General features: G+C 72.3%; 19 protein-coding genes and 6 tRNA genes. 13 read left to right on the forward strand and 12 right to left on the reverse strand.

Features of this window, described 5'->3' with window-relative positions; all coding sequences use genetic code 11:
* Window positions 1-30 precede the first annotated feature (30 nt).
* The 4 genes from OG702_RS29860 to OG702_RS29875 all read right to left on the reverse strand — a co-directional run bounded on the left by OG702_RS29860 (window position 31) and on the right by OG702_RS29875 (window position 396).
* A tRNA-Val gene (locus OG702_RS29860) sits at window positions 31-102 on the reverse strand.
* Between the two features lie 38 nt (window positions 103-140).
* Window positions 141-212 (reverse strand) — tRNA-Val (locus OG702_RS29865).
* Between the two features lies 1 nt (window position 213).
* A tRNA-Cys gene (locus OG702_RS29870) sits at window positions 214-287 on the reverse strand.
* A 36-nt stretch (window positions 288-323) separates the two neighbouring features.
* Window positions 324-396 (reverse strand) — tRNA-Gly (locus OG702_RS29875).
* Between the two features lie 191 nt (window positions 397-587).
* Here OG702_RS29875 and OG702_RS29880 point away from each other — a divergent pair.
* The 3 genes from OG702_RS29880 (at window position 588) to OG702_RS29890 (ending at window position 3,377) form a co-directional block, all read left to right on the forward strand.
* Window positions 588-1,658 carry a chorismate-binding protein gene (locus tag OG702_RS29880; RefSeq protein WP_327292046.1) on the forward strand — a complete coding sequence of 357 codons (1,071 nt, stop codon included), beginning with the start codon at window positions 588-590 and terminating at the stop codon, window positions 1,656-1,658.
* A complete protein-coding gene (locus OG702_RS29885; RefSeq protein WP_327292047.1) occupies window positions 1,655-2,476 on the forward strand; it encodes an aminotransferase class IV in 822 nt (273 codons plus the stop codon). The genes OG702_RS29880 and OG702_RS29885 overlap by 4 nt, the downstream gene beginning before the upstream one ends.
* A 76-nt stretch (window positions 2,477-2,552) precedes the next feature.
* Window positions 2,553-3,377, forward strand: a complete 825-nt coding sequence (locus OG702_RS29890) for a GNAT family N-acetyltransferase (RefSeq protein WP_327292048.1) — start codon at window positions 2,553-2,555, stop codon at window positions 3,375-3,377.
* 289 nt (window positions 3,378-3,666) lie between these two features.
* Here the strand turns inward: OG702_RS29890 and OG702_RS29895 are convergent, their stop codons facing one another.
* Window positions 3,667-4,179: a DsbA family protein gene (locus OG702_RS29895; protein WP_327292049.1), complete on the reverse strand. Its 513-nt coding sequence runs from the start codon at window positions 4,177-4,179 to the stop codon at window positions 3,667-3,669.
* 123 nt (window positions 4,180-4,302) lie between these two features.
* Here OG702_RS29895 and OG702_RS29900 point away from each other — a divergent pair, with 123 nt between their 5' ends.
* The gene (locus tag OG702_RS29900) at window positions 4,303-4,752 is read left to right on the forward strand and encodes a hypothetical protein (protein ID WP_327292050.1); all 450 of its coding nucleotides are present in this window, start codon (window positions 4,303-4,305) and stop codon (window positions 4,750-4,752) included.
* A 312-nt stretch (window positions 4,753-5,064) separates the two neighbouring features.
* The gene (locus OG702_RS29905; RefSeq protein ID WP_327293500.1) at window positions 5,065-5,394 is read left to right on the forward strand and encodes a hypothetical protein; all 330 of its coding nucleotides are present in this window, start codon (window positions 5,065-5,067) and stop codon (window positions 5,392-5,394) included.
* 38 nt (window positions 5,395-5,432) lie between these two features.
* On the opposite strand, the gene OG702_RS29910 is transcribed toward OG702_RS29905, so the two are convergent.
* Both OG702_RS29910 and OG702_RS29915 read right to left on the reverse strand, forming a co-directional pair.
* Complete coding sequence (locus OG702_RS29910; RefSeq protein WP_327292051.1) at window positions 5,433-6,029, reverse strand: CGNR zinc finger domain-containing protein; 597 nt, start codon at window positions 6,027-6,029, stop codon at window positions 5,433-5,435.
* A gap of 198 nt (window positions 6,030-6,227) precedes the next feature.
* Window positions 6,228-6,641 carry an SsgA family sporulation/cell division regulator gene (locus OG702_RS29915; RefSeq protein ID WP_003959770.1) on the reverse strand — a complete coding sequence of 138 codons (414 nt, stop codon included), beginning with the start codon at window positions 6,639-6,641 and terminating at the stop codon, window positions 6,228-6,230.
* Window positions 6,642-6,832: 191 nt separating this feature from the next.
* Between OG702_RS29915 and OG702_RS29920 the strand changes: the two genes are divergently transcribed.
* From OG702_RS29920 to OG702_RS29935, 4 genes are all read left to right on the forward strand, one after another.
* Entirely contained in the window at window positions 6,833-7,246 is a 414-nt protein-coding gene (locus OG702_RS29920; protein ID WP_327292052.1) for a TIGR02611 family protein, read from the forward strand.
* A gap of 64 nt (window positions 7,247-7,310) precedes the next feature.
* A tRNA-Val gene (locus tag OG702_RS29925) sits at window positions 7,311-7,382 on the forward strand.
* Window positions 7,383-7,474: 92 nt separating this feature from the next.
* Entirely contained in the window at window positions 7,475-7,936 is a 462-nt protein-coding gene (locus OG702_RS29930) for an SRPBCC family protein (protein ID WP_327292053.1), read from the forward strand.
* A gap of 38 nt (window positions 7,937-7,974) precedes the next feature.
* Window positions 7,975-8,049, forward strand: a tRNA-Val gene (locus tag OG702_RS29935).
* Window positions 8,050-8,176: 127 nt separating this feature from the next.
* On the opposite strand, the gene OG702_RS29940 is transcribed toward OG702_RS29935, so the two are convergent.
* Both OG702_RS29940 and OG702_RS29945 read right to left on the reverse strand, forming a co-directional pair.
* Window positions 8,177-9,838, reverse strand: coding sequence for an APC family permease (locus tag OG702_RS29940; protein WP_327292054.1), 1,662 nt, complete (start codon window positions 9,836-9,838; stop codon window positions 8,177-8,179).
* Window positions 9,839-9,961: 123 nt separating this feature from the next.
* Window positions 9,962-10,813: a response regulator gene (locus OG702_RS29945; protein ID WP_327292055.1), complete on the reverse strand. Its 852-nt coding sequence runs from the start codon at window positions 10,811-10,813 to the stop codon at window positions 9,962-9,964.
* Window positions 10,814-10,957: 144 nt separating this feature from the next.
* On the opposite strand from OG702_RS29945, the gene OG702_RS29950 reads away from it, so the two are divergent.
* The 3 genes from OG702_RS29950 (at window position 10,958) to thrS (ending at window position 15,920) form a co-directional block, all read left to right on the forward strand.
* Entirely contained in the window at window positions 10,958-12,577 is a 1,620-nt protein-coding gene (locus OG702_RS29950) for a sensor histidine kinase (protein WP_327292056.1), read from the forward strand.
* The gene (locus tag OG702_RS29955; protein ID WP_327292057.1) at window positions 12,574-13,818 is read left to right on the forward strand and encodes a PP2C family protein-serine/threonine phosphatase; all 1,245 of its coding nucleotides are present in this window, start codon (window positions 12,574-12,576) and stop codon (window positions 13,816-13,818) included. Before OG702_RS29950 ends, OG702_RS29955 begins: the two co-directional genes overlap by 4 nt.
* 119 nt (window positions 13,819-13,937) lie before the next feature.
* On the forward strand, window positions 13,938-15,920 hold the full coding sequence (thrS, locus tag OG702_RS29960; RefSeq protein WP_327292058.1) for a threonine--tRNA ligase: 1,983 nt from the start codon (window positions 13,938-13,940) through the stop codon (window positions 15,918-15,920).
* A gap of 22 nt (window positions 15,921-15,942) precedes the next feature.
* Here the strand turns inward: thrS and OG702_RS29965 are convergent, their stop codons facing one another.
* A complete protein-coding gene (locus tag OG702_RS29965) occupies window positions 15,943-16,605 on the reverse strand; it encodes a potassium channel family protein (protein ID WP_327292059.1) in 663 nt (220 codons plus the stop codon).
* Between the two features lie 78 nt (window positions 16,606-16,683).
* Here OG702_RS29965 and OG702_RS29970 point away from each other — a divergent pair, with 78 nt between their 5' ends.
* On the forward strand, window positions 16,684-17,229 hold the full coding sequence (locus OG702_RS29970) for an HIT family protein (RefSeq protein ID WP_327292060.1): 546 nt from the start codon (window positions 16,684-16,686) through the stop codon (window positions 17,227-17,229).
* 84 nt (window positions 17,230-17,313) lie between these two features.
* On the opposite strand, the gene OG702_RS29975 is transcribed toward OG702_RS29970, so the two are convergent.
* On the reverse strand, window positions 17,314-18,963 hold the full coding sequence (locus OG702_RS29975) for a hypothetical protein (protein ID WP_327292061.1): 1,650 nt from the start codon (window positions 18,961-18,963) through the stop codon (window positions 17,314-17,316).
* Between the two features lie 259 nt (window positions 18,964-19,222).
* Window positions 19,223-21,469, reverse strand: a complete 2,247-nt coding sequence (locus OG702_RS29980) for an elongation factor G-like protein EF-G2 (protein ID WP_327293429.1) — start codon at window positions 21,467-21,469, stop codon at window positions 19,223-19,225.
* Window positions 21,470-21,547: the final 78 nt, after the last annotated feature.

Here is a 21,547-nt window from a genome sequence, read left to right on the forward strand (position 1 = left end):
TCGGGCGGCGCGCCGGGCGCCGGTGATGCGTGCGCGATACTGGGATTGAACCAGTGACCTCTTCCGTGTCAGGGAAGCGCTCTCCCGCTGAGCTAATCGCGCGGGCGTCCTGCTCAGGACTCGGATCCGGTGGGATCCAGTGGACGATACTGGGATTGAACCAGTGACCTCTTCCGTGTCAGGGAAGCGCTCTCCCGCTGAGCTAATCGTCCTTGGAGGTGGAGACGGGATTTGAACCCGTGTAGACGGCTTTGCAGGCCGTTGCCTCGCCTCTCGGCCACTCCACCAACACAGCGCGGGCTCCCGGAGGAACCCCCACATCGAGCGGACGACGAGATTCGAACTCGCGACCCTCACCTTGGCAAGGTGATGCTCTACCAACTGAGCCACGTCCGCAGGTGTGCCTCGAAACACGTTCCGGGGCGACGGGTTGAACTCTAGCGGATCCCCGGGCCAGCTCAAAAACCGGTTTCCGCAGCGTGCCGGGCCAATGACGAGCAGTTGACGTGCCGGGCGCCGCTCCACCCCCCGTGACCTGCCCCGCCTAGACTCGGCTCCTGCCCGCTCCAGCCGTCCAGGGAAGCCCCGTGCGCGATCTTGCCCCCATGGCCCGTTTCGGCGCCCTTGTCGCCTCCGACCTGCGCGATGTCACCTCGGACGCCGGAGCGCTCGACTCGGCGGGCTTCTGGGCGGTCGCTGTGGACTTCGAGGGCCGTACGGTCTGCGCCCGCTTCGGCGACGTACGCCGTGTGCCGCAGGACGCCGCCGGGACCGCGGCCAGGGCCGCCGGCTGGCGCGGACCCCACCCGGCCGCCTGGACCAGCTCCATGGACCGGCAGGCGTACGAAGCCGGGGTCCGGACGATCAGGCGGCGCATCGCCACCGGCGAGGTCTACCAGGTGAACCTCTGCCGGGTGCTGGCCGCAACGCTGCCGGCCGGCACCGACCCCGACATCGACGCGCTCGGCGCGGCCCTCGCGCTCGGCAACCCCGCGCCCTACGCAGGAACGATCCGGCTGCCCGCGCACGGCGTCGAGATCGCCACCGCATCACCCGAACTCTTCCTCAGCCGGGACGGCCGCACCGTCGAGTCGCGCCCGATCAAGGGCACCGCACGGACCGTCGACGCCTTCCTGCCCAAGGACGAGGCCGAGAACGTGATGATCGTCGACCTGGTGCGCAACGACCTCGGCCGGGTCTGCGCCACCGGCTCGGTCACCGTGCCCGCGCTGTGCGCGGTCGAAGCGCACCCCGGCCTGGTGCACCTGGTCTCCACCGTCCGCGGCGAGCTGCGCCCCGAGGCCGGCTGGCCGCAGCTGCTCGCCGCCGCCTTCCCTCCGGGGTCGGTCACCGGGGCGCCCAAATCCACCGCCCTGCGCGTCATCGGCGAACTGGAGACGGCGCCGCGCGGCCCCTACTGCGGCGCCGTCGGCTGGGTCGACGCCGACCGCGGCACCGCCGCCCTCGCGGTCGGCATCCGCACCTTCTGGATCGACCGGGACGCCGGCGGGGACCCCGAACTGCGGTTCGGCACCGGCGCCGGCATCACCTGGGGTTCCGACCCCGCGGGTGAATGGGCGGAGACGGAACTCAAGGCCGCGCGCCTGCTGGCGGTAGCGTCGGACGTACACGAGGCAAGTGGAAGGACACTGCGGTGAAGATCTGGGTGGACGGCGGACTGCGGGACACCGCGGACGCCACGGTGTCGGTGCTCGACCACGGGCTGACCGTCGGCGACGGCGTCTTCGAGACGCTGAAGACGACCGGGGGGCACGCTTTCGCGCTGAGCCGGCACCTCAGGCGGCTGACCCGCTCCGCGCTCGGCCTCGGCCTGCCGGAGCCCGACCAGGACGAGGTGGCCCGCGCCTGCGAGGCGGTGCTCGCGGCCAACCCGATGCCGCACGGCCGGCTCAGGATCACCTACACCGGCGGCATCTCCCCGCTCGGCTCCGACCGCGGCGACGCCGGTACGACGCTGGTGGTGGCGATCGGCACGGCCACCCCGCACCCCGGTCCCACGGCGATCGTCACCGTGCCGTGGACGCGCAACGAGCGCGGCGCGCTCACCGGCCTGAAGACCACCTCGTACGGCGAGAACGTCGTCGCGCTCGCCCGCGCCCGCGAACAGGGCGCCACCGAGGCGATCTTCGCCAACACCACGGGGCGGCTGTGCGAGGGCACCGGCTCCAACATCTTCGTCGTCCTCGGCGGCCGGCTGCTCACCCCGCCGCTGTCGTCCGGCTGCCTGGCCGGCATCACCCGCGAGCTGGTCGTCGAATGGGCCGGCGCGGAGGAGGAGGACCTGCCCTTCGAGGTGCTGGCGGAAGCGGAGGAGGTCTTCGTGACCTCCTCGCTGCGGGACGTGCAGGCCGTCGCCCGGGTCGACGCCCGTGAACTGCCCGGCGCCCCGGGCCCGGTGACCGCCAAGGCCATGGAGGTCTTCGCCGGCCGCTCCGCGGAGAACCGGAACCCGTAGCGGTACGCGCGCGGAACCGTAGACTCGGCCGCACCCCGCCGACGGCACCGCGGGGGGCGAACCGGGAGCGCGACGTATGACGACGACCCTGAGACCGGCGGGACCCGAGCAGCGCGGGCAGGACGGCGCGCGCACGCGGGGCTACACGGTCTGCGTCAACGGGCGGCCGGTCGGCAGCGTACGGATCGACGCGGAGCCGCACGGCGGCCCCGGGCGGATCGACACGCTGACCATCGACGAGCCGGACCGGCGCCGCGGCCGCGGCACAGTGGCGGCGCTCGCCGCCGAGGAAGTGCTGCGGCAGTGGGGCTGCACCCGGGTGCTCGTGTCGGTGCCCGACGAAGCGGAATACGCGTTGCGGCTGGTCACCGCGCTCGGCTACACCGAGACCAACCGCACCCTGCACAAGGTCCTGCCGCCGGACGCCGGCCCCCGCGAGCTGCCGCCCGGCAGCACGTTGCGCGAGCTCAGTGCGCAGGACAGGGCGGAGTGGCTGGCCCGGCAGCGGGCCGACTTCGTCGCCGCCCTCACCGCGGCGGGGGTGCCCGTCGCCCACGCCGAGTCCCACGCGGCGGCCTCCTACGCCCAGGCGCTCCCGGGCGGCAGCCCCGCCCCCGGCAGCCGGCTGCTCGCCCTCGACCACGACGGCAGCACCGTCGGCCGCCTCTGGCTGCACACCGCCCCGGGCCCCGGCTGGGTCCAGGCGGTCGAGGTCCCGGCCCCCCACCGCGGCCACGGACACGGCCGCACCCTGATGCTCGCCGCCGAAGCCGCCTGCCACGCGGCGGGCACCACCGCGGTCGGCCTGAACGTCTTCACCACCAACGCGGTGGCCCTCCGCCTCTACGCCTCCCTCGGCTACCGGGTGACGATGCGCCAACTCTGGAAGCCACTCGCCTAGCGGCGGGCTTTCCGCGCTGTCCACCTCGCCCCCGAGGGGGCTTGCCACCTGCGGTGGCGTGCTGTGTCCGCGGCTGGGTGGGGGCCGGTCGCGCGGTTCCTCGCGCCCCTTCGGGCGCGGCTCCTCCTCCGCCAGGGGGAGGAGCCTGCCCTTCTGCCGCGGAGGGTGAGCGTTTTTCGGGGGCGCGGGGAACTGCGCGCCCCGCCGGGTCGGCGGGAAAGCAGCAGCGCCACCGCAAGTGGCAATCACCCGGGGGCGCGGGGAACCGCGCGCTCAACCCCCGCCGGCGCTAAGCCAAGAGCTGGTCCGCCGCCGACTCGATGCGCGCGCGCAAGCCCTCCTGGGAGCGGCCGCCGTCGAAGCGCTCGCCGCCGATGACGTACGTCGGCGTACCGCTCACCCCGATCGCCTTGCCTTCGGCAAGGTCCGCGTCGACGACGAGCAAGTGCCGCCCGTCGACCAGCGCGGTGTCGAACTCCTCAGCTTCGAGGCCGAGTTCGCGGGCGATGTCGACGAGCAGCGGCTCACCCGCCGCGCTCAGCTCCTCGGCCCGGGCGAGGACCGCCTCGCCGTACTCCCACCCGCGGCCCTGCGCGTACGCCTCCTCATACGCCTCCGCCGCCGCGACGGCGTAGTCGTGCTTGGGCAGCGGGAAGTGCCGCAGTTGTATGTCGAGCGCGTCGCCGTAGCGTTCGCGCAGCGCCCGCAGGTCGTCGAGGGCGGTGCGGCAGTCGGGGCATTCGAGGTCGCACCAGACGTCGAGGACGGCGCGCTTGGCGGCCGGGGGAGGGGGAGGAACCATGGGCCCAGTCTCCCACCCGGGGAGGAGGCACCCCCGAGATCCCCCTGAACCTCCGCGCCCACCATGGCTTTCCGCGCCCCGCCCGAGGCACGATGAGGGGGACCGACCGACGGGAGCCGCAGGATGCTGACCACCACGCTATGTGCCGCGCTGTCCGCGGGCGGCCTGGCCATCGCGATGCTGACCGCCTACCGGCGGCGCTTCCTGGCGGCCACCAGGATCGCCGCGTTCTCCCTGGTGCCGGTCGGATTGGCGATGGCCGGCCTGGTCACGCTGGGCCGCAAGGTCGGCACCGCCACCGGCCACTGGGCCGCCGACCTGGTCCTGAAGCCCACCGTGTGGCTGGGCTTCGGCGTGCTCGCCGTCGCCGCGCTGCTGTACGGCGTCACCCGGCTGATCTCGGCCCGGCTGCCCGAGGGCGGCCGCCGGGCGGCCCCCGCCGCGGTGCCCGGCGCGTCCAGCCCGGCGATACCGGCGGGGCGCCCGGCGGCCGCCAAGCGCAGGGGCGGCTCGGACAGCGGCCTGTCGGACTTCGCGGACGTCGAGGAGATCCTCAAGCGCCGCGGCATCTGAGCCCCGGGTGTGACAGCGGTACGCGCAGGACCGGGCGGTCCGGTGCCGGGCTCATCGGATCCGGTGCCGGCTCGAACACCCTTGCCCGCCGGCACTCCGCGTCCACCGTCGCGTCCACAGGTCGGACACCGGTCGGCTCCGCCCCCGCAGAGGTGCCGGACCCAAGGGGCACATCTCACGTATCGGACATCCACCGGGCCACTCAGGCCCGGCTGTCCAGCAGTCGGACGCGTGCTGCCCGCATTGCGGAAGATCCGTTGGGAGTCCGCGTGTTGGGCCACGGGCGCCCTCGCGCTGCGCGAAGATCATCGTGTGCTGCCCACCACCGGCGACCGTGTCGCCGCTGCGCGGCCGGACCGTGCCGGACCGACCGCCTCCGACGTCCTCCCCGCCCCCCGCTCGGCGCCTGCCGCCGCCCGCGTGCTGATCACCGAGGTGGTGATCACCGAGGTGCCCCGCGCCACGACCGCCACCGTGCCGCTGGAGGCCCTGCAGGCCCTGGAGCCGCCGGCGGCCGTCGCGCCGGCAGACGAGCCGCAGGGATGCCTCTACGCGCTGTCCCAGCCCCCGCTGATGCTCTTCCTGCTGGTGATCGGCAGCCTGCTGGGCCTGGGCGCGGCCTACGACCTGATCTTCGTCTGACCGCCCCGTCCTGACCGCCCGGTCCTCGCCGGCAGCCGTCAGGAAGCGGCGACGGCCTCGTCGGCGCCGGTCTCGCCGGTCTCACCGGCTTCGCGGCGCCTGGCCCGGTAGGCGGCGACGTGCAGCCGGTTGCCGCAGGTGCGGCTGTCGCAGTAGCGGCGCGACCGGTTCCTGGACAGGTCCACGAAGGCGTGCCGGCAGTCCGGCGCGTCGCAGCGCCGCAGCCGCTCCCGCTCGCCCGCCACGATGAGGAAGGCCAGCGCCATCCCGCAGTCGGCGGCGAGGTGGTCGGACAGCGACGCCCCCGGCGCGAAGTAGTGGACGTGCCAGTCGTAGCCGTCGTGGTCGGTGAGCCGGGGGGTGGTGCCGGCCTCGGCGACCATCGCGTTGAGCAGGGTGGCGGCGGTGGCGTCGTCGGTGGTGGCGAAGACCTCGGTGAAGCGGGTGCGTACCGCCTGGACCGCGGTGACGTCGTGCCGGTCGAGCCTGCCTATCTCGCTCACCTTGTTGCGCTCCACGAAGGCGCGCAGGTCCGCGACCTCGGCGAGCGCCTCGCGGCCCGCGATCGCGGGTGCGGTGTTGATCAGGTCGACCACACTGTCGAGCGCGCACCTGGTGTCATGGTTGATCAGCACGGAACGCTCCCTGCCGGCGTCGTCGAGCGGCTGCGTTCCGAGGACTCTAGCGCGCGGGAGCCGCCGCCGTGGGGGTGCGGGTCCCATGGCGGCGGCTCTCGTTCCTGCGGTGTCAGGCGGCCGGGCACTGCCCTGTGCTGCCTTGGGTGTCCGGGCTGTCCCCCCGAGTAGGACGGCCCCGGACGTCGGTGACCGGGCTCAGCTCTCCGCGAGGATGTGGGAGAGCTCGGTGTCGAGGTCGAAGTGACGATGCTCGGTGCCGGGCGGCACCGCCGCGTCCGTCCGCTTGAGGAAGGACTCCAGGGCCCGCGCCGGGGCTTCGAGCAGTGCTTCGCCCTCCGGGGAGCTGAGGGCGATGCACACGACGCCCTGACCGTGGCTGCGGGACGGCCAGACTCTGACGTCTCCGGTGCCGGTGGGCCGGTGCAGACCCTCGGCGAGCAGGTCGCGGGCGAACACCCATTCGACCGTCTCTTCGGCTCCGGTGTGGAAGGTGGCGTGCACGGCATACGGATCGGCCGTGTCGTACCGCAAGCCTGCGGGTACAGGCAGTGAGGATTCGCTCGACACAACGAGGCGCAGGTGCAGCTCGCAGCTGACCGTGGTGTTCATAAGCGCCAGGGCCTTTCGCTCAGTGTGCGCTCGGGGATTCGCACGTCGGCGAAATCGACATGCCACCTGCGAGGACGTTGTAAACCCCTCTGAGAAGTTTGTGCGGCTTCTGATAGCTCGTCCGGACTAGTCGCGAGGAGGGCGGAACGCCCATTTCGGTGATCGCCGTGAAGTCCGGTACGTTGGCATATATGATCGCGGAGAGTGACCAGGACGACCAAGCTGTGGCCAAGGATTCACGGCTCGGTTCACGGGCCCCCGGATTCGTGCAGCGATCCCACGCGCTGCACGCCGTCTGGCGGGTCGGGATCTTCGTGGTCGGCCTCGCCGTGATCGCCGGCGGGGTGATCCTGCTGCCGCTGCCCGGGCCCGGCTGGCTGATCATCTTCGGCGGCATGGCGATCTGGGGGACCGAGTTCGTCTGGGCGCAGAAGGTGCTGCGCTGGACCCGCCGCAAGGTCACCGAAGCCGCCAGGTCCGCCATGGACCCCCGGGTCAGACGGCGCAATCTGCTGATCACCGTGGCGGTGGTCCTCGTGCTGGCCGGCCTGGCGAGCTGGTACCTGGCGAGCTACGGCTTCACGCCGCCGTGGCGGGCCGGCTGACCGCGGGCGGCCGCCTGCCTGGTCGGGAGGCCCGCCGGGGTGCGGTAAAGTGGTCGGCACGCCGGGGCGATTAGCTCAGCGGGAGAGCACTTCGTTCACACCGAAGGGGTCACTGGTTCGATCCCAGTATCGCCCACCCGGACCGAGGGTCCCGGAGACCGTGCAGACGGTCTCCGGGACCCTCGGCGTTTCCCCCCGCCCGCCCGGCGGTTCGCGCACACTGGGCCCATGGACTGGAGTCACTACCGGTTCCGCAGCGTGTGGCGGCTCGACGCCGAACCGGACGCGGTCTACCGGCTGCTGGAGCGCCCCGACTGCTACCCGCAGTGGTGGCCGCAGATCCGCGAGGTCCGGCAGACCTGCGAGACGAGCGGGGTGCTCCGCTTCCGCTCCCTCCTCCCCTACGACCTGGTGGTCACCGCCCGCTCCACCCGCCAGGACCCCGTCCAGCGGATCCTCGAAGTCGCCATGACCGGCGACCTGGAGGGCCGGGTCCGCTGGACGGTCACCGCGAACGGCCCTGGCACGCGGCTGCTGTTCGAGCAGGAGGTCGTCGTCCGCAAGCCGCTGATGCGGCTCCTCGCCGTCCCCGGCCGGCCGCTCTTCGTCGCCAACCACGCCCTGATGATGCGCAGCGGCCGCACCGGCCTGCTCGCCCGCCTCGCCGCCGACCGCGGCGATGTGGTTTGAACGCCGGGCGCGTTCGCCTGTAGCATTCCACTCGTCCCGGGCGATTAGCTCAGCGGGAGAGCACTTCGTTCACACCGAAGGGGTCACTGGTTCGATCCCAGTATCGCCCACCACCGTCGGAGCGTCAGAAACCGACACCCAGCAGGGGCCGTCCGCCGAAGCGGACGGCCCCTGCTGGTGTGCGGCGGGCTGCCGGGAGCGGGCGCGGGTCTCGACGCTGGCGTGCGAGGCCGGGCGGGCTCAGGGCTCCTGGCCGGCCTCCGCCACGGCCTCGGCGATGTGGGCCCGGACCCGGTCCTCGGGGAGGCGGGTGCGCAGGGCCAGCAGGTAGACCACCGCGGCCAGTGCGAGGTTGACCACGAAGCCCCAGCCGAGGCCTATCCAGCCGCGGCCGCCGTCGTAGTCGCCCGCCCAGCTGGTCAGGGCCAGGCCGGCGAGCCAGGGCAGCACCCAGGTCGCACCCGCCCGCCAGTCCAGCTGCGGGCTGCTGCCCCTGGCGGTCAGTTGGAGGACCGCGAGCAGCACGAAGCCGATACCGATGGTCGCGAAGAGCTTCCAGTTGGTGTTCCAGCCGGCCCAGTAGACGATCAGATTCGCCGAGTAGAGCCCCAGGAAGGGGATCAGGTCGCCGCCGGGGACGCGGAACGGCCGCTCGTGGTCGGGGATCTGGCGGCGCATCGCAGCCAGCACCACCGGACCGGAGCCGAACGACAGCACCGTCGCCGAGGTGATGAAGCCGACCAGCTGCTGCCAGCTGGGGAAGGGCAGGAAGACCACCAGGCCGAGCACGAAGGTCACCACCAGGCTGACCAGCGGGGCGCCGCGGCTGGTGGTGCTTGACAGGGCCTGGGGCGCGTTCCCGTTGCGCGCCATGGCGTAGGAGATGCGCGCGGTGACCGTCGTGTAGACCAGGCCGGTGTCGGCCGGGGAGATCACCGCGTCGACGTACAGCAGATACGCCAGCCAGCCCAGGCCGATGGCGCTCGCGATCGCCGCCAGCGGGCCGAAGTCGTCGGTGAACTGCAACTGCAGCCAGCCGCCGGAGGACGCGAGGTCGTGCCCGGGGACGGCGCCGAGGAAGGCGACTTCGAGCAGGATGTAGATCGCCCCGGTGAGCAGCACGGAGCCGATGATCGCGAACGGCACGTTGCGCCGCGGGTTGTCGGTCTCGCCGGCCAGCTCCACCGCCTGCCGGAAGCCCAGGAAGGAGAAGGTGATGCCGGCCGTCGAGATGGCGGTGAACACGCCCTTGGCGCCGCCCGGCGCGAAGCCGCCGTACTCCCGCGCGCCGAAGTTGTGGCCGTGGAAGGCGGTGAGCAGGAAGGCCGCGATCACCAGCAGGATGATCGCCAGCTTCCACCACACCAGCACGTTGTTGACGCGGGCGAACCAGCGGATGCCGAAGTAGTTCAGCGTCACGAAGAACGCCATCGCGACGACCGCGACGGCGTACCCCAGGCCGGTCAGCGTGTACGCCCCGGAGGAGTGGTGGTCGGTGAAGTGCGCCCAGCGGGTGGCGTACTGCAGGGCGCCCTCGACCTCGATGGGCGCCACGGTGGCCGCCGCGACCCAGGTGATCCACCCCATCGTGTAGCTGGCGAACGACCCGAAGGACAGGTGCGGGAAGCGCACCACCCCGCCCGACACGGGGAACATCGTGCCCAGCTCGGCGAAGCACAGGCCGATCAGCAGGATCATCACCGCGGCGATCGCCCACGAGAAGATCGACGCGGGGCCGGCCACCTTCGCCGCGTTCAGCGCCCCGAACAGCCAGCCGGAGCCGATGATCGAGCCGACGCCCGCGAAGAGCAGGCTGACCCGGCCCATGTCCCTGCGCAGCCTGGGCGGCCCTTTCGTCGGCTCGTCGGGGGACTTCTCCGTACGTCCGGAAACCGTGGTCATGTAAGCCGCCCCTTCCGCCGTGCCGCGAGCCGCGGGCCCGGGGCCCTGGGCTTGCTGTCACTGGACCGGCCTGCCCGGAGATCGGCGGGGCATGCCAGGTGCGGCGGAGGTGGGCGGAGCTGGTCAGTCCTCCTGGAGCGGGATGGTCGCGGTCTCCAGGAAGAACTGGTCGATGCTGCGCACCGACTGCAGGAAGTCGTCGAGGTTGACCGGCTTGGTCACGTACGCGTTGGCGTGCCGCTGGTAGGCGGCGCTCACGTCGCCGGGGGTGGCGGAGGTGGTGAGCACCACGACCGGGATGGTGCACAGGTCGGCGTCCTCCTTGAGCACCCCGAGCAGTTCGCGGCCGTTCATCCGCGGCATGTTGAGGTCGAGCACGATGAGGTCGGGCCGCGGGTTCGCCGGGTCGCGCAGATACTCCAGCGCCGCGATGCCGTCGTCGGCGCGGCCGATGGCGCGGGCGACGCCGCCGTGGGTGAGGGCCTCCTCGATCAGCAGGGCGTCGGCGGGGTCGTCCTCGACGAGCAGCACGTGATACGCGCGGTGGGGGACAAGGGCATTCACAGTGGTGCTCCTGGTGATCTGGTCGGGGATCGGGCGGGACTGCGGGCGCGCGGTGAAGACCAGCCCCGGCCAGCGGCGGCGGGCACCCTGCCGGGTGATGCCCCAGGCGCGGCCGAGGTCGGGGTAGCCGGCGCCGCCGAGAGCGGCGGCCGAGGCGGCCTCCGCGGCCCGGTTCTCGGCCGCGTGCACGATGTAGGAGAGCACCTGGAGCCGGGCCAGCGCCGTGGCGCCACCCGGGTCGGGCGCAGCCGTACCGGGACGCGCGGTACCCTTTCCGGGCATTCCGCCAGGGCTGTCGAGGTTGTGCGAGGCTCCGGCGGCAAGCTGGTCCGCGAGATCCTCCACCGCCCGCTCGGCGAGTGAGACGAGCTCGTCGTGGCCGAGATGGAGAACAGGAGACTTGCCGGGCACCCCTGGACTATAGGCAGCCGCCCGATCACCTGACAACCGGAGTTGTCTTGCGGATACGATGGCGCCGCCGCTGACCGCTGTGGGTCGTCGACGGGCAGGTCCCGCGACTCGGCATGCCAGGTGCGAGGGGTGAGGCGGGTGACGGTGGCGACCGACGAACGTGAGGCAGAGGCCGGTGCGGGGACGCGGGAACCGCGGGTTCCGGTCCCGGCCGCGGAGCGGTGGACGACGCGCCGCTGGCTGTCCATCGGTGTGGCGGTGTCGCTGACGGTGCTGCTGGTGCTCGGCATCGTCGGCGGCTGGGCGCTGAACCGCGCCTCGGCGCTGTCCAGCACGGTGATCGACAAGGACACTCCGGCGCTGGTCGCCGCGGTCCGGCTGGAAGCCGCCCTGACCGACCAGGAGACCGGTGTCCGCGGCTACGGGCTGACCGGCCAGCAGGCCTTCCTCGAGCCCTACCGCGCGGGCGTCGACAGCCAGCGGACGTACACCACGCAGGTGCGGGCGCTGGTCGGCGGCAACACGGCCGCCGTCGCCGACCTCGACACGGTCACCCGGCAGGCCAGGGCCTGGCAGCAGCTGATAGCCCTCCCGGTGTCCGCGGCACCGCCCGGCGCCCCGGTCGCGCTGGCCGCGGAGCGCGCCGACGCGGGCAAGCACGCCTTCGACACCGTCCGCACCGCGACCAGGACCCTCCAGCAGACGCTCCAGCGCCACCGGGACCACTCCCGCCACGAGCTGAGCGTCGCGGGGCAGCTGCGCGACCGGATCTTCCTGCTGATCGCCGCGGTGATCCTGGCGCTGACCGTGGTGATCTTCGCCGGCCTGCGCCGCGGTGTCACGCTGCCCCTGGAACAGCTGTCGAGGGACGCCCGGCAGGTCGCCGATGGGTCGTTCGAGCACCCTTTGACCCCGACGGGACCGGCCGACCTGCGCCGGCTCGCCGCCGACGTCGAGCAGATGCGCGGCCGGCTGGCCCACGAGCTGGCCTTCACCGACACCGCACGGGCGCAGCTGGACGAGCAGGCCACCGAGCTGCGCCGGTCCAACGAGGAGCTGGAGCAGTTCGCCTACGTCGCCTCGCACGACCTGCAGGAGCCGCTGCGGAAGGTCGCCAGCTTCTGCCAGCTGCTGCAGCGCCGCTACGCCGACCAGCTGGACGACCGCGCCGGGCAGTACATCGGCTACGCCGTCGACGGCGCCAACCGCATGCAGACCCTCATCAACGACCTGCTGGCCTTCTCCCGGGTGGGCCGGCTGCACACCGAGACCTCGCCGGTGGACCTGGAGCAGCTGTTCACCCGGACCGCGGACGCGCTGAGCATCGCCGTCGAGGAGTCGGGCACCGAGGTCAGCCACGACCCGCTGCCGACGATCGTCGGCGACCCGACCCAGCTGGGGGTGCTGATGCAGAACCTGCTGTCCAACGCGGTCAAGTTCCGCAGCCCCGACCGGCCGCCGCGGGTCGCGGTCACCGCCGAGCACGGCGACGACGGGATGTGGCACTTCGCGTTCACCGACAACGGCATCGGGATCAAGAAGGAGTTCGCCGAGCAGGTCTTCGTCATCTTCCAGCGGCTGCACACCCGCGAGACCTATCCGGGCAACGGCATCGGGCTGGCGCTCTGCAAGAAGATCGTCGAGTTCCACGGCGGCACCATCGCGGTCGACACCGACCACGGACCCGGTACGCGCATCACCTTCACCTTGCCCGGACCCGCCCCGGTCCCGGTCCCCGTAGCGGCTGAGGAGAGCCAGGAGTGACCCAGGCAGAACCCGGTACGGCGGCAGCGCCGACCGGCGGCAGATTCCGCATCCTGCTGATCGAGGACGACCCGGGGGACGCCCTGCTGGTCGAGGAGTACGTCGCCGACTCCACGCTCGACGTCGACATGCGGTGGGTGCAGAACCTCGCCGACGGCATGGCGGAGGCCGCCCGCAGCGCCCCGGACTGCGTGCTGCTCGACCTGCACCTGCCCGACGCCATGGGGCTGGGAGCGGTGAGCCGGATGCAGGCGGCCTGCCCCGCCGCGGCGGTCATCGTCCTGACCGGGCTCTCGGAGGACCGCGCGGGGCCGGAGGCGGTCGCCGCGGGCGCGCAGGACTACCTGGTCAAGCGGTCGGTCACCGGCGAGCTGCTGGACCGCGCGGTCCGCTACGCCGTCCACCGCAAGCAGGCCGAGCACACCGCCGCCGAGCTGCGCGTCAACCAGCAGCGGGCGCAGGAGAACCAGCGGCTGGAGCGGGGCCTGCTGCCGGTGCCGATGCTCACCGCGGGCGCCCCGGTCGTGCCGACGTCCTGCTATCTGCCGGGGCGCGTGGGGGCGCTGCTCGGGGGGGACTTCCTGGACGTCGTGGAGACCGCGGACGGTACCGTCCACGCCGTCATCGGCGACGTCAGCGGCCACGGCCCCGACGAGGCCGCGATCGGGGTGTGCCTGCGCATCGCCTGGCGCAGCCTGATACTGGGCGGCCACCGGGACGGCGAGCTGCTCTCCTTGATGGAGCGGATCCTGGTCGCGGAGCGCACCTACTCCGCCATGTTCGCCACCGTGGCGACGCTGTCGATCGACCCGGCGGTCGGCCGGGCCGACATCACCCTCGCCGGCCATGACGCCCCCCTGCTCATCGAGAACGGGCTGGCCGCCTCGGTCGACGCGCGGCCGGGCATCGCGCTCGGCCTGCTGCCGGGCGCCGACGACTGGACCACCACCAGGATCAAGCTCCCGCAGGCGGGCGCGCTGCTGCTGCACACCGACGGCCTGATCGAGGGCCACGCGGGCAGCGGGTCCGAGCGGCTGGGGACGGACGGCCTGATCCGCGTCATAGAGGCGGCACCGACACCGCACGACCAGGCGCTGATCGACCACCTGGCCGCCGTCACCCGCGGGCTGGACGGCGGGCGGCACCTCGACGACGTCGCCGTACTCCTGCTGAGCTGGGGTTCCGCCGGCTCCGCCGCCGGCCGGGCCGGCGACGGCGTCCCGCCGCCGAGGAGCGCGTAGCGGGTTTTCCACAGGCCGGGAGAACGGCTTCGCGGGGAGACCTCCCGGCTCGGTACGATTCAGCGGTGCGGCGACCGCTCGCCGCGCTGACTCGTACGACCTCAGTCAGGAGCAGACCGGTGCCAGACCTCCGTGTGATCATCAGACGCGATTCCGCCGAACCGGAAGAGCGGACGGTCACGACGGGCACGACCGCGGCCGAGCTGTTCGAGGGGGAGCGCTCGGTGATCGCCGCCCGCGTCGGCGGCGAGCTGAAGGACCTCGCCCACGCCGTGGCCGACGGCGAGGAGGTCGAGCCGGTCGACATCACCAGCGAGGACGGGCTGAACATCCTGCGGCACTCGACCGCGCATGTGATGGCGCAGGCGGTGCAGGAGCTGTTCCCCGAGGCGAAGCTGGGCATCGGCCCGCCGGTCAAGGACGGCTTCTACTACGACTTCGACGTCGACAAGCCCTTCCACCCCGATGACCTCAAGGCCATCGAGAAGAAGATGCAGGAGATCCAAAAGCGCGGCCAGCGCTTCTCCCGCCGGGTCGTCACCGACGAGCAGGCGCGCGAGGAGCTCGCCGCCGAGCCGTACAAACTGGAGCTGATCGGCCTCAAGGGCTCCTCGGCGGGCAGCGAGGACGGCGCCGACGTCGAGGTGGGCAGCGGCGAGCTGACCATCTACGACAACCTGGACGCGAAGACCGGCGAGCTGTGCTGGAAGGACCTGTGCCGAGGCCCGCACCTGCCCACCACCCGGTACATCCCGGCGTTCAAGCTGATGCGGAACGCGGCGGCCTACTGGCGCGGCAGCGAGCGCAACCCGATGCTGCAGCGGATCTACGGCACCGCGTGGCCGACCAGGGAGGAGCTCAAGGCGCATCTGGAGTTCCTGGAGGAGGCCGCCAAGCGCGACCACCGCAAGCTCGGCGCCGAGCTCGACCTGTTCTCCTTCCCCGACGAGCTCGGCTCGGGCCTGGCGGTCTTCCATCCCAAGGGCGGCACGATCCGCAAGGAGATGGAGGCGTATTCCCGGCTGCGCCACGAGGAGTCGGGGTACGAGTTCGTCAACACCCCGCACATCACGAAGGCCAAGCTCTTCGAGACCTCCGGCCACCTGCCGCACTACGCCGAGGGCATGTTCCCCCCCATGGAGTTCGAGGGGCAGAACTACTACCTCAAGGCCATGAACTGCCCGATGCACAATCTGGTGTTCAAGGCGCGCGGCCGGTCGTATCGCGAGTTGCCGCTGCGGCTGTTCGAGTTCGGCACCGTCTACCGCTTCGAGAAGTCCGGTGTGGTGCACGGGCTGACCCGGGCGCGCGGCTTCACCCAGGACGACTCGCACATCTACTGCACCCGGGAGCAGGTCCCCGACGAGCTGGACTCGCTGCTGACCTTCGTGCTCAACCTGCTGCGGGACTACGGCCTCAGCGACTTCTACCTGGAGCTGTCCACCCGCGGCGAGTCCGAGAAGTTCATCGGCTCGGCGGATGAGTGGGCCGAGGCCACCGAGCAGCTGCGGCAGGCCGCCGGCAAGCAGGGCCTCGACCTGGTGATGGACCCGGGCGGCGCCGCCTTCTACGGGCCGAAGATCTCCGTCCAGGCCAGGGACGCGATCGGCAGGACCTGGCAGATGTCGACCATCCAGGTCGACTTCCAGCAGCCGGCCCGCTTCGGCCTGGAGTACACCGCGGCGGACGGCAGCCGGCAGCAGCCGGTCATGATCCACCGGGCGCTGTTCGGCTCGATCGAGCGCTTCTTCGCGGTGCTGCTCGAACACTACGCGGGCGCCTTCCCGGCCTGGCTGGCCCCGGTCCAGGCGGTCGGCATCCCGGTCGGCGACGCCCACGTGCGGTATCTGCAGGAGTTCGCCGAGGAGGCGGGCCGCAAGGGCCTGCGGGTCGAGGTGGACGCGTCCTCGGACCGGATGCAGAAGAAGATCCGGACGCACCAGAAGCTGAAGGTGCCTTTCATGATCATCGTCGGCGACGAGGACATGACCAACGGCACGGTCTCCTTCCGCTACCGCGACGGCTCGCAGGAGAACGGCGTCCCGCGCGACCAGGCGCTGGCCAAGCTGGTCGACGTGGTGGAGCGCCGGGTCCAGGTCTGACCGCGCGAGCTGCCCCCGTGCCTCAGCGGGGCGGGGGCAGCTCGCCCTCCCGGGCGAACATCTGGTAGAGCCAGGAGGAGAAGGAGCCGGTCACCGCGCCGAGCAGGGCCAGGCCCATCACCATCAGGAAGGCCGCGATCACCCGGCCGAGCGTGGTGACCGGGGTGACGTCGCCGTAGCCGACCGTGGTGAGCGTCTGGCAGGTCCACCACACCGCGTCGCCGAAGGTGCGGATCGTCGCCCCGGGGGCGTGCCGCTCCTGCTGGTAGACCGCCAGCGCCCCGGTGAAGCCGATCAGCAGCGCGGCCATGCCCGCGTAGGCGATCACCCGGCCGTAGAGGCTCAGCCGCGGCTGCTCGTGGCGGCGCTGGATGACCTGGTAGATCTGGACCGCCCGCAGCGGGCGCAGCAGCGGCAGCACCAGGACGACCGTGTCGAGCAGGTGGTGGGCGATGTAGCGCAGGCCGAAGTGCCGGCCGCTGAGCCGCAGCCGTACCCCGTAGTCCACGAAGAAGCCGGCCCAGGCGAAGGCGATCGTGGCCAGCAGCGCGGAGTGCGCGGCCGGTGGCAGGCCGTGGGCGAGCACCAGGGCCGCGTAGCCGCCGAGGTAGATCAGCGACAGGAGGAACAGCGGGATCTCGCTGCGGTTCTCCCACCGGGTCAGCCGGCCGCGGTCGTCGTCCATCCGGCCAGGATCTCGGTACGTACCCGCTGGCAGGCCCGGCGACACGCGCGCCACCGGCGAAGTCCTATGCTGATCCGCATGACGAGTGAGCCGCAGCAGGGGCAGGGGGCGGGGACACCGGACGCGTTCCAGCGACTGTGGACCCCGCACCGCATGGCGTACATCCAGGGCGAGAACAAGCCCACCGGACCCGGCGCCGACGACGGATGTCCCTTCTGCGCGCTGCCGGCCGAGTCGGACGAGGACGGCCTGATCATCAGCCGCGGCGAGCAGGTCTACGCGGTGCTCAACCTCTACCCGTACAACAGCGGCCACCTGATGGTGGTGCCGTACCGCCATGTCGCGGACTACACCGAGCTGGACGCGGCCGAGACCACCGAGCTGGCCGACCTGACCAAGCGGGCGATGACCGCGCTGCGGACCGCGTCGGCGGCGCAGGGCTTCAACATCGGGATGAACCAGGGCGGGGTGGCCGGCGCCGGGATCGCCGCGCATCTGCACCAGCACGTGGTGCCGCGCTGGGGCGGCGACGTCAACTTCATGCCGGTGGTCGGCCAGACCAAGGTGCTGCCCCAACTGCTCGCCGACACCCGCAAGATGCTCGCGGACGCCTGGCCGCACTGACCCCGGCCGCGGTCGCCGGCTCGGCCCGCCGGCTCCGTCGCCGTCGCGCCACCGGTCGCCCGCGACGGGCGGCCGGGGCGGGCGTCAGGCGTCGTAGGCGTCGGCCTTCTTGGGCTCGGCGCCCTGGACCAGGCCGCTGAGCAGCGACGAGCGGTTGGTGAAGTGCGAGGTGTCCACGCCGTTCTCCGCCATCACCTGGATCGCGGCGGAGTGCACCGCCCGCAGCACCGGTGTCGCCGCGCGCAGCGCGTCGTCGGCCATGAAGCGGTGCTGCCAGGGCTTGTCGACCCAGGTGTGCCGCAGCCCGAACGGCTCCGGCAGCGTCAGGGTGCCGCCGAAGTAGTCGAGGATCGGCGGGAACCAGGTCAGCGGCGCCCGGGCGGCGAGCCTGACGACCTCGCCTGACTCGATCAGCGGCAGCTGGACGGTCCTGGTCTCCCAGAACTTGACCGGCTTGGTGACCGTCTTCTCCTTGGCCGGCGGCCCGTCGGAGAACAGCGAGTTGATCGGGCCGAGCGCGTGCGCGGTGACGTCGACCCGCAGGGTGTGGGCGAGCACCGTCACCGTCACCAGCAGCGTGATGACGAGGTTGCCGTCCCAGAGGGTGAACTGGATGCCCAGGTAGTGCCGGTTGCCCTTGCCGAACTGCTGGGTGTTGCAGATCCGCTGGATCTCGAAGTCCTTGACGGAGAAGGAGTCGACCTCAGGCCCCGTCGGGCGGACGATCTTCTTGGCGCCCTCCCCGATCGGGGACACCACCCAGTGCCGTATTGACGGCTTGCTGAAGCCGCCGGTGTGCAGCGGGCCGCGTTCCAGCATCCGCAGCTTGTCGTGGATCGCCCGGATCACGTCCCAGCTGCGGAAGGGGTTGATGTCGGTGACGCCCTCCGCGGGGATCAGTTCCTCGGCCATGTGCCAGCTGCCCCAGCGGCTGCCCATGCCCAGTATCCCCTGCGGGCCGGCGTAGAAGATCACGTTGCTGCCCTGCTCGGCTGACAGCTTCGCCAGCGACTGCCGCAGGCTCTCGGCACGGAGCTGGTTGGGGTTGCGGGGCACCGCCTCGGGGATCTTGGCGCCGACCCCGGTGCCGGCCACCAGGCCGCCCCACCGGTCGCGCAGGTCCCTCGCGGTGCGCTCGCAGATCCGCTTGGCCCAGAACCAGCCGATGACCGGGGCGATCATGATCACCCGAAAATACTGCTGCCAGAAGCCGGAGAAGGGCGGCCTGATGGCCAGCAGCAGCGCGAGGCCGATCGCGACGGCGAGGACGGCGCCGCCGAGCGCCCCGTAGCGGTTGCCGCCCGCCTTGAGGCCGGCCAGTGACCTGCGCAGCTGGAAGGCGCCGAGCCAGACCAGCACTCCGGGCAGGAAGAGGATCCCGAAGACGCCCATCAGCAGGGTCAGCCGGGAGTCGCGCTCCTGCCGGATGCGGTTGGCGGCGAGGCAGTGCTCCACGACCGTCTGCGGCTCGACCCCGAAGGACTGGACGAGTTCCTTGCGGCCGGCGCCGAGCATCCGGACCTGGACGGCGCGGGCGAAGGCCTCGCCGAGGTTCGGTTCGAAGAGCGAGAGCCTGGGGGCCGAGACGGCGGCGGCGGGGTTGATGTCGACCAGCGCCTTGACCGACGTGTCGCGGTAGGCCGCGGAGGCCAGCGCCTGTGTCGCGCCGGTCTCGCCGTCGGTGCCCGTCAGCGGGATCTGCGCTCCCGGCCTGAAATCGAACCCGTCCGTCACCGAAGCCCCCAGTCCGCCGTTACGCCCGCCACCACGCGGCTCCGACCGGCCCATTCCCCACCGGGGCGCCCATCACACGTTCGGAGCAGTCACCAGATTAGCGGCGCGGCGGCTCGCGGGGGCCCGCGAGCCGCCGAACGGCCGACAACGTACCTGCCGGCGCGGCGGTTTGAGGCCACGCAGGGAGCCGCCCGCCGCTGCCTGGCGGCGACGGCACGGCGTGGCACACCCGAGGCGGCACCGTGTGGGGCACGGCCCGTTATCCGGCCCGCTCCGCCTCCTCCTGCTGCCGCATCCGCGCCGCGAGCGCCGCCGGCATAGGCTCGTGTCTGGCGTAACGCCGGCTGAAGCGCCCGGTGCCGTGCGACAGCGAGCGCAGGTCGACCGCGTAGCGCCCGATCTCGATCTCCGGCACGTCCGCGCGCACCAGGGTGCGCCCGGGACCCGCGGGTTCGGTGCCCAGCACCCGGCCGCGCCGCGCCGACAGGTCGCTCATCACCGGGCCGACGTAGGCGTCGGGCACCAGCACCCCGACCTCGGCGACCGGTTCCAGCAGATGGATACGGCAGCCGGCCGCCGCCTCCCGCAGCGCCAGCGCGCCCGCGGTCTGGAAGGCCGCGTCGGAGGAGTCCACCGAGTGCGCCTTGCCGTCGGACAGCGTCACCCTGATGTCGACCACCGGGAAGCCCAGCACCACCCCGCGGGCGGCCTGGGCGCGTACGCCCTTCTCCACCGACGCGATGAACTGCCGCGGCACGGAGCCGCCGATCACCTTGTCCACGAACTCGATGCCCGAGCCCACCGGCAGCGGCTCCACCTCGATGTCGCAGATCGCGAACTGCCCGTGCCCGCCGGACTGCTTGACGTGCCGGCCGCGGGCGGTGGCGGCCTCGCCGAAGGTCTCGCGCAGCGACACCTTGTAGGGCACGGCGTCGACCTGGACGCCGTAGCGGCCGCGCAGCCGCTCCAGGGCCACGTCGGCGTGCGCCTCGCCCAGGCACCACAGCACCACCTGCCGGGTGGCCGGGTTCTGCTCAAGGCGCATCGTCGGGTCCTCGGCGACCAGCCGGGACAGGCCCTGCGACAGCTTGTCCTCGTCGGCCTTGCTGTGCGCCTCGATGGCGACCGGCAGCAGCGGATCGGGCATCCGCCAGGGTTCCATCAGCAGCGGCCGGTCCTTGCCCGACAGGGTGTCGCCGGTCTCGGCGCGGGCCAGTTTCGCCACGCACACCAGGTCGCCGGCCGCCGCGGACGGCACCGGCCGCTGGTGCCTGCCGAACGGCGAGGACAGCGCGCCGACCCGCTCGTCGACGTCATGGTCCTCGTGCCCGCGGTCCTCCATGCCGTGCCCCGACACGTGCACGGTCTCGTCCGGACGCAGCGTGCCGGAGAAGACCCGCACCAGGCTGATCCGCCCCACGTACGGGTCGGACGAGGTCTTCACCACCTCGGCGGCCAGCGGCCCCTCCGGGTCGCAGGACAGCGTGGTGCGCCCGCCGTCCAGCGTGGTCACCGGCGGAACCGCCCGCTCCAGCGGGGTGGGGAAGCCGCCGGTGATCAGTTCGAGCAGCTCCAGCGTGCCGATGCCCTGCCGGGCGCCGTCGGCGGCGGGCGCCGCGGCCACCACCGGGTGGAAGGTGCCGCGGGCGACAGCCCGCTCCAGGTCGGTGACGAGCGTGTCCACGTCGATGTCCGCACCGCCGAGGTAGCGGTCCATCAGCGTCTCGTCCTCGCTCTCGGCGATGATCCCCTCGATGAGCCGGTTGCGCGCCTCGGTGAGCCGCGGCAGCAGCTCGGGGTCCGGGTCCCGCGTCACCCGCTCGCCCGAGGAGTAGTCGTGCACCCGCTGCGACAGCAGCCCGGCCAGGCCCGTCACCGGGGCGTGCCCGTCGGGTCCCTCCGGGCCGTGCACCGGCAGGTAGAGCGGCAGCACCGCGTCGGGGTCGTCGCCGCCGAGCTCGCGGGCGAACTGCGCGGCGGTCTGCTCGAAGCCGGCCCGCGCCGACTCCAGGTGCGTGACGACCACCGCCCGCGGCATGCCCACCGCGGCGCACTCGTCCCACACGATGCGGGTCGGGCCGCAGATGCCCTCGCCGTCCTGCGCGGCGGAGACCACGAAAAGGGCCGCGTCCGCCGCGCGCAGACCGGCCCGCAGTTCCCCGACGAAATCGGCGTACCCCGGGGTGTCCAGCACGTTGATCTTGATGCCGCCCCACTCGACCGGCACCAGTGACAGCTGCACCGAGCGCTGCTGGCGCTGCTCGATCTCGTCGTGGTCGGAGACCGAGCCGCCGTCCTCGACCCGGCCGGCCCGGTTCACCGCTCCGGTGGTCAGCGCGAGCGCCTCCACCAGCGTCGTCTTCCCTGCTCCGCTGTGGCCGACCAGCACCACATTGCGCACCTTCTCGGGGCGGTCGGCCGCCGGCGCCCTTCCGGCGGCCCCTGGTTGTCCGTCTCTCCTGTCGGCTGCACCCACGTGCACTCGCCTCCCGGGTCCTGCCCGCATGGGGTCCGCGCCCTCGTCGGGGGCGCGCGCCAGGGACGCCACGGGAGACCGCGTACAGGCGAGGCGGCCTCGACGACG

Source organism: Streptomyces sp. NBC_01198 (assembly GCF_036010485.1).
GTDB lineage: Bacteria > Actinomycetota > Actinomycetes > Streptomycetales > Streptomycetaceae > Actinacidiphila.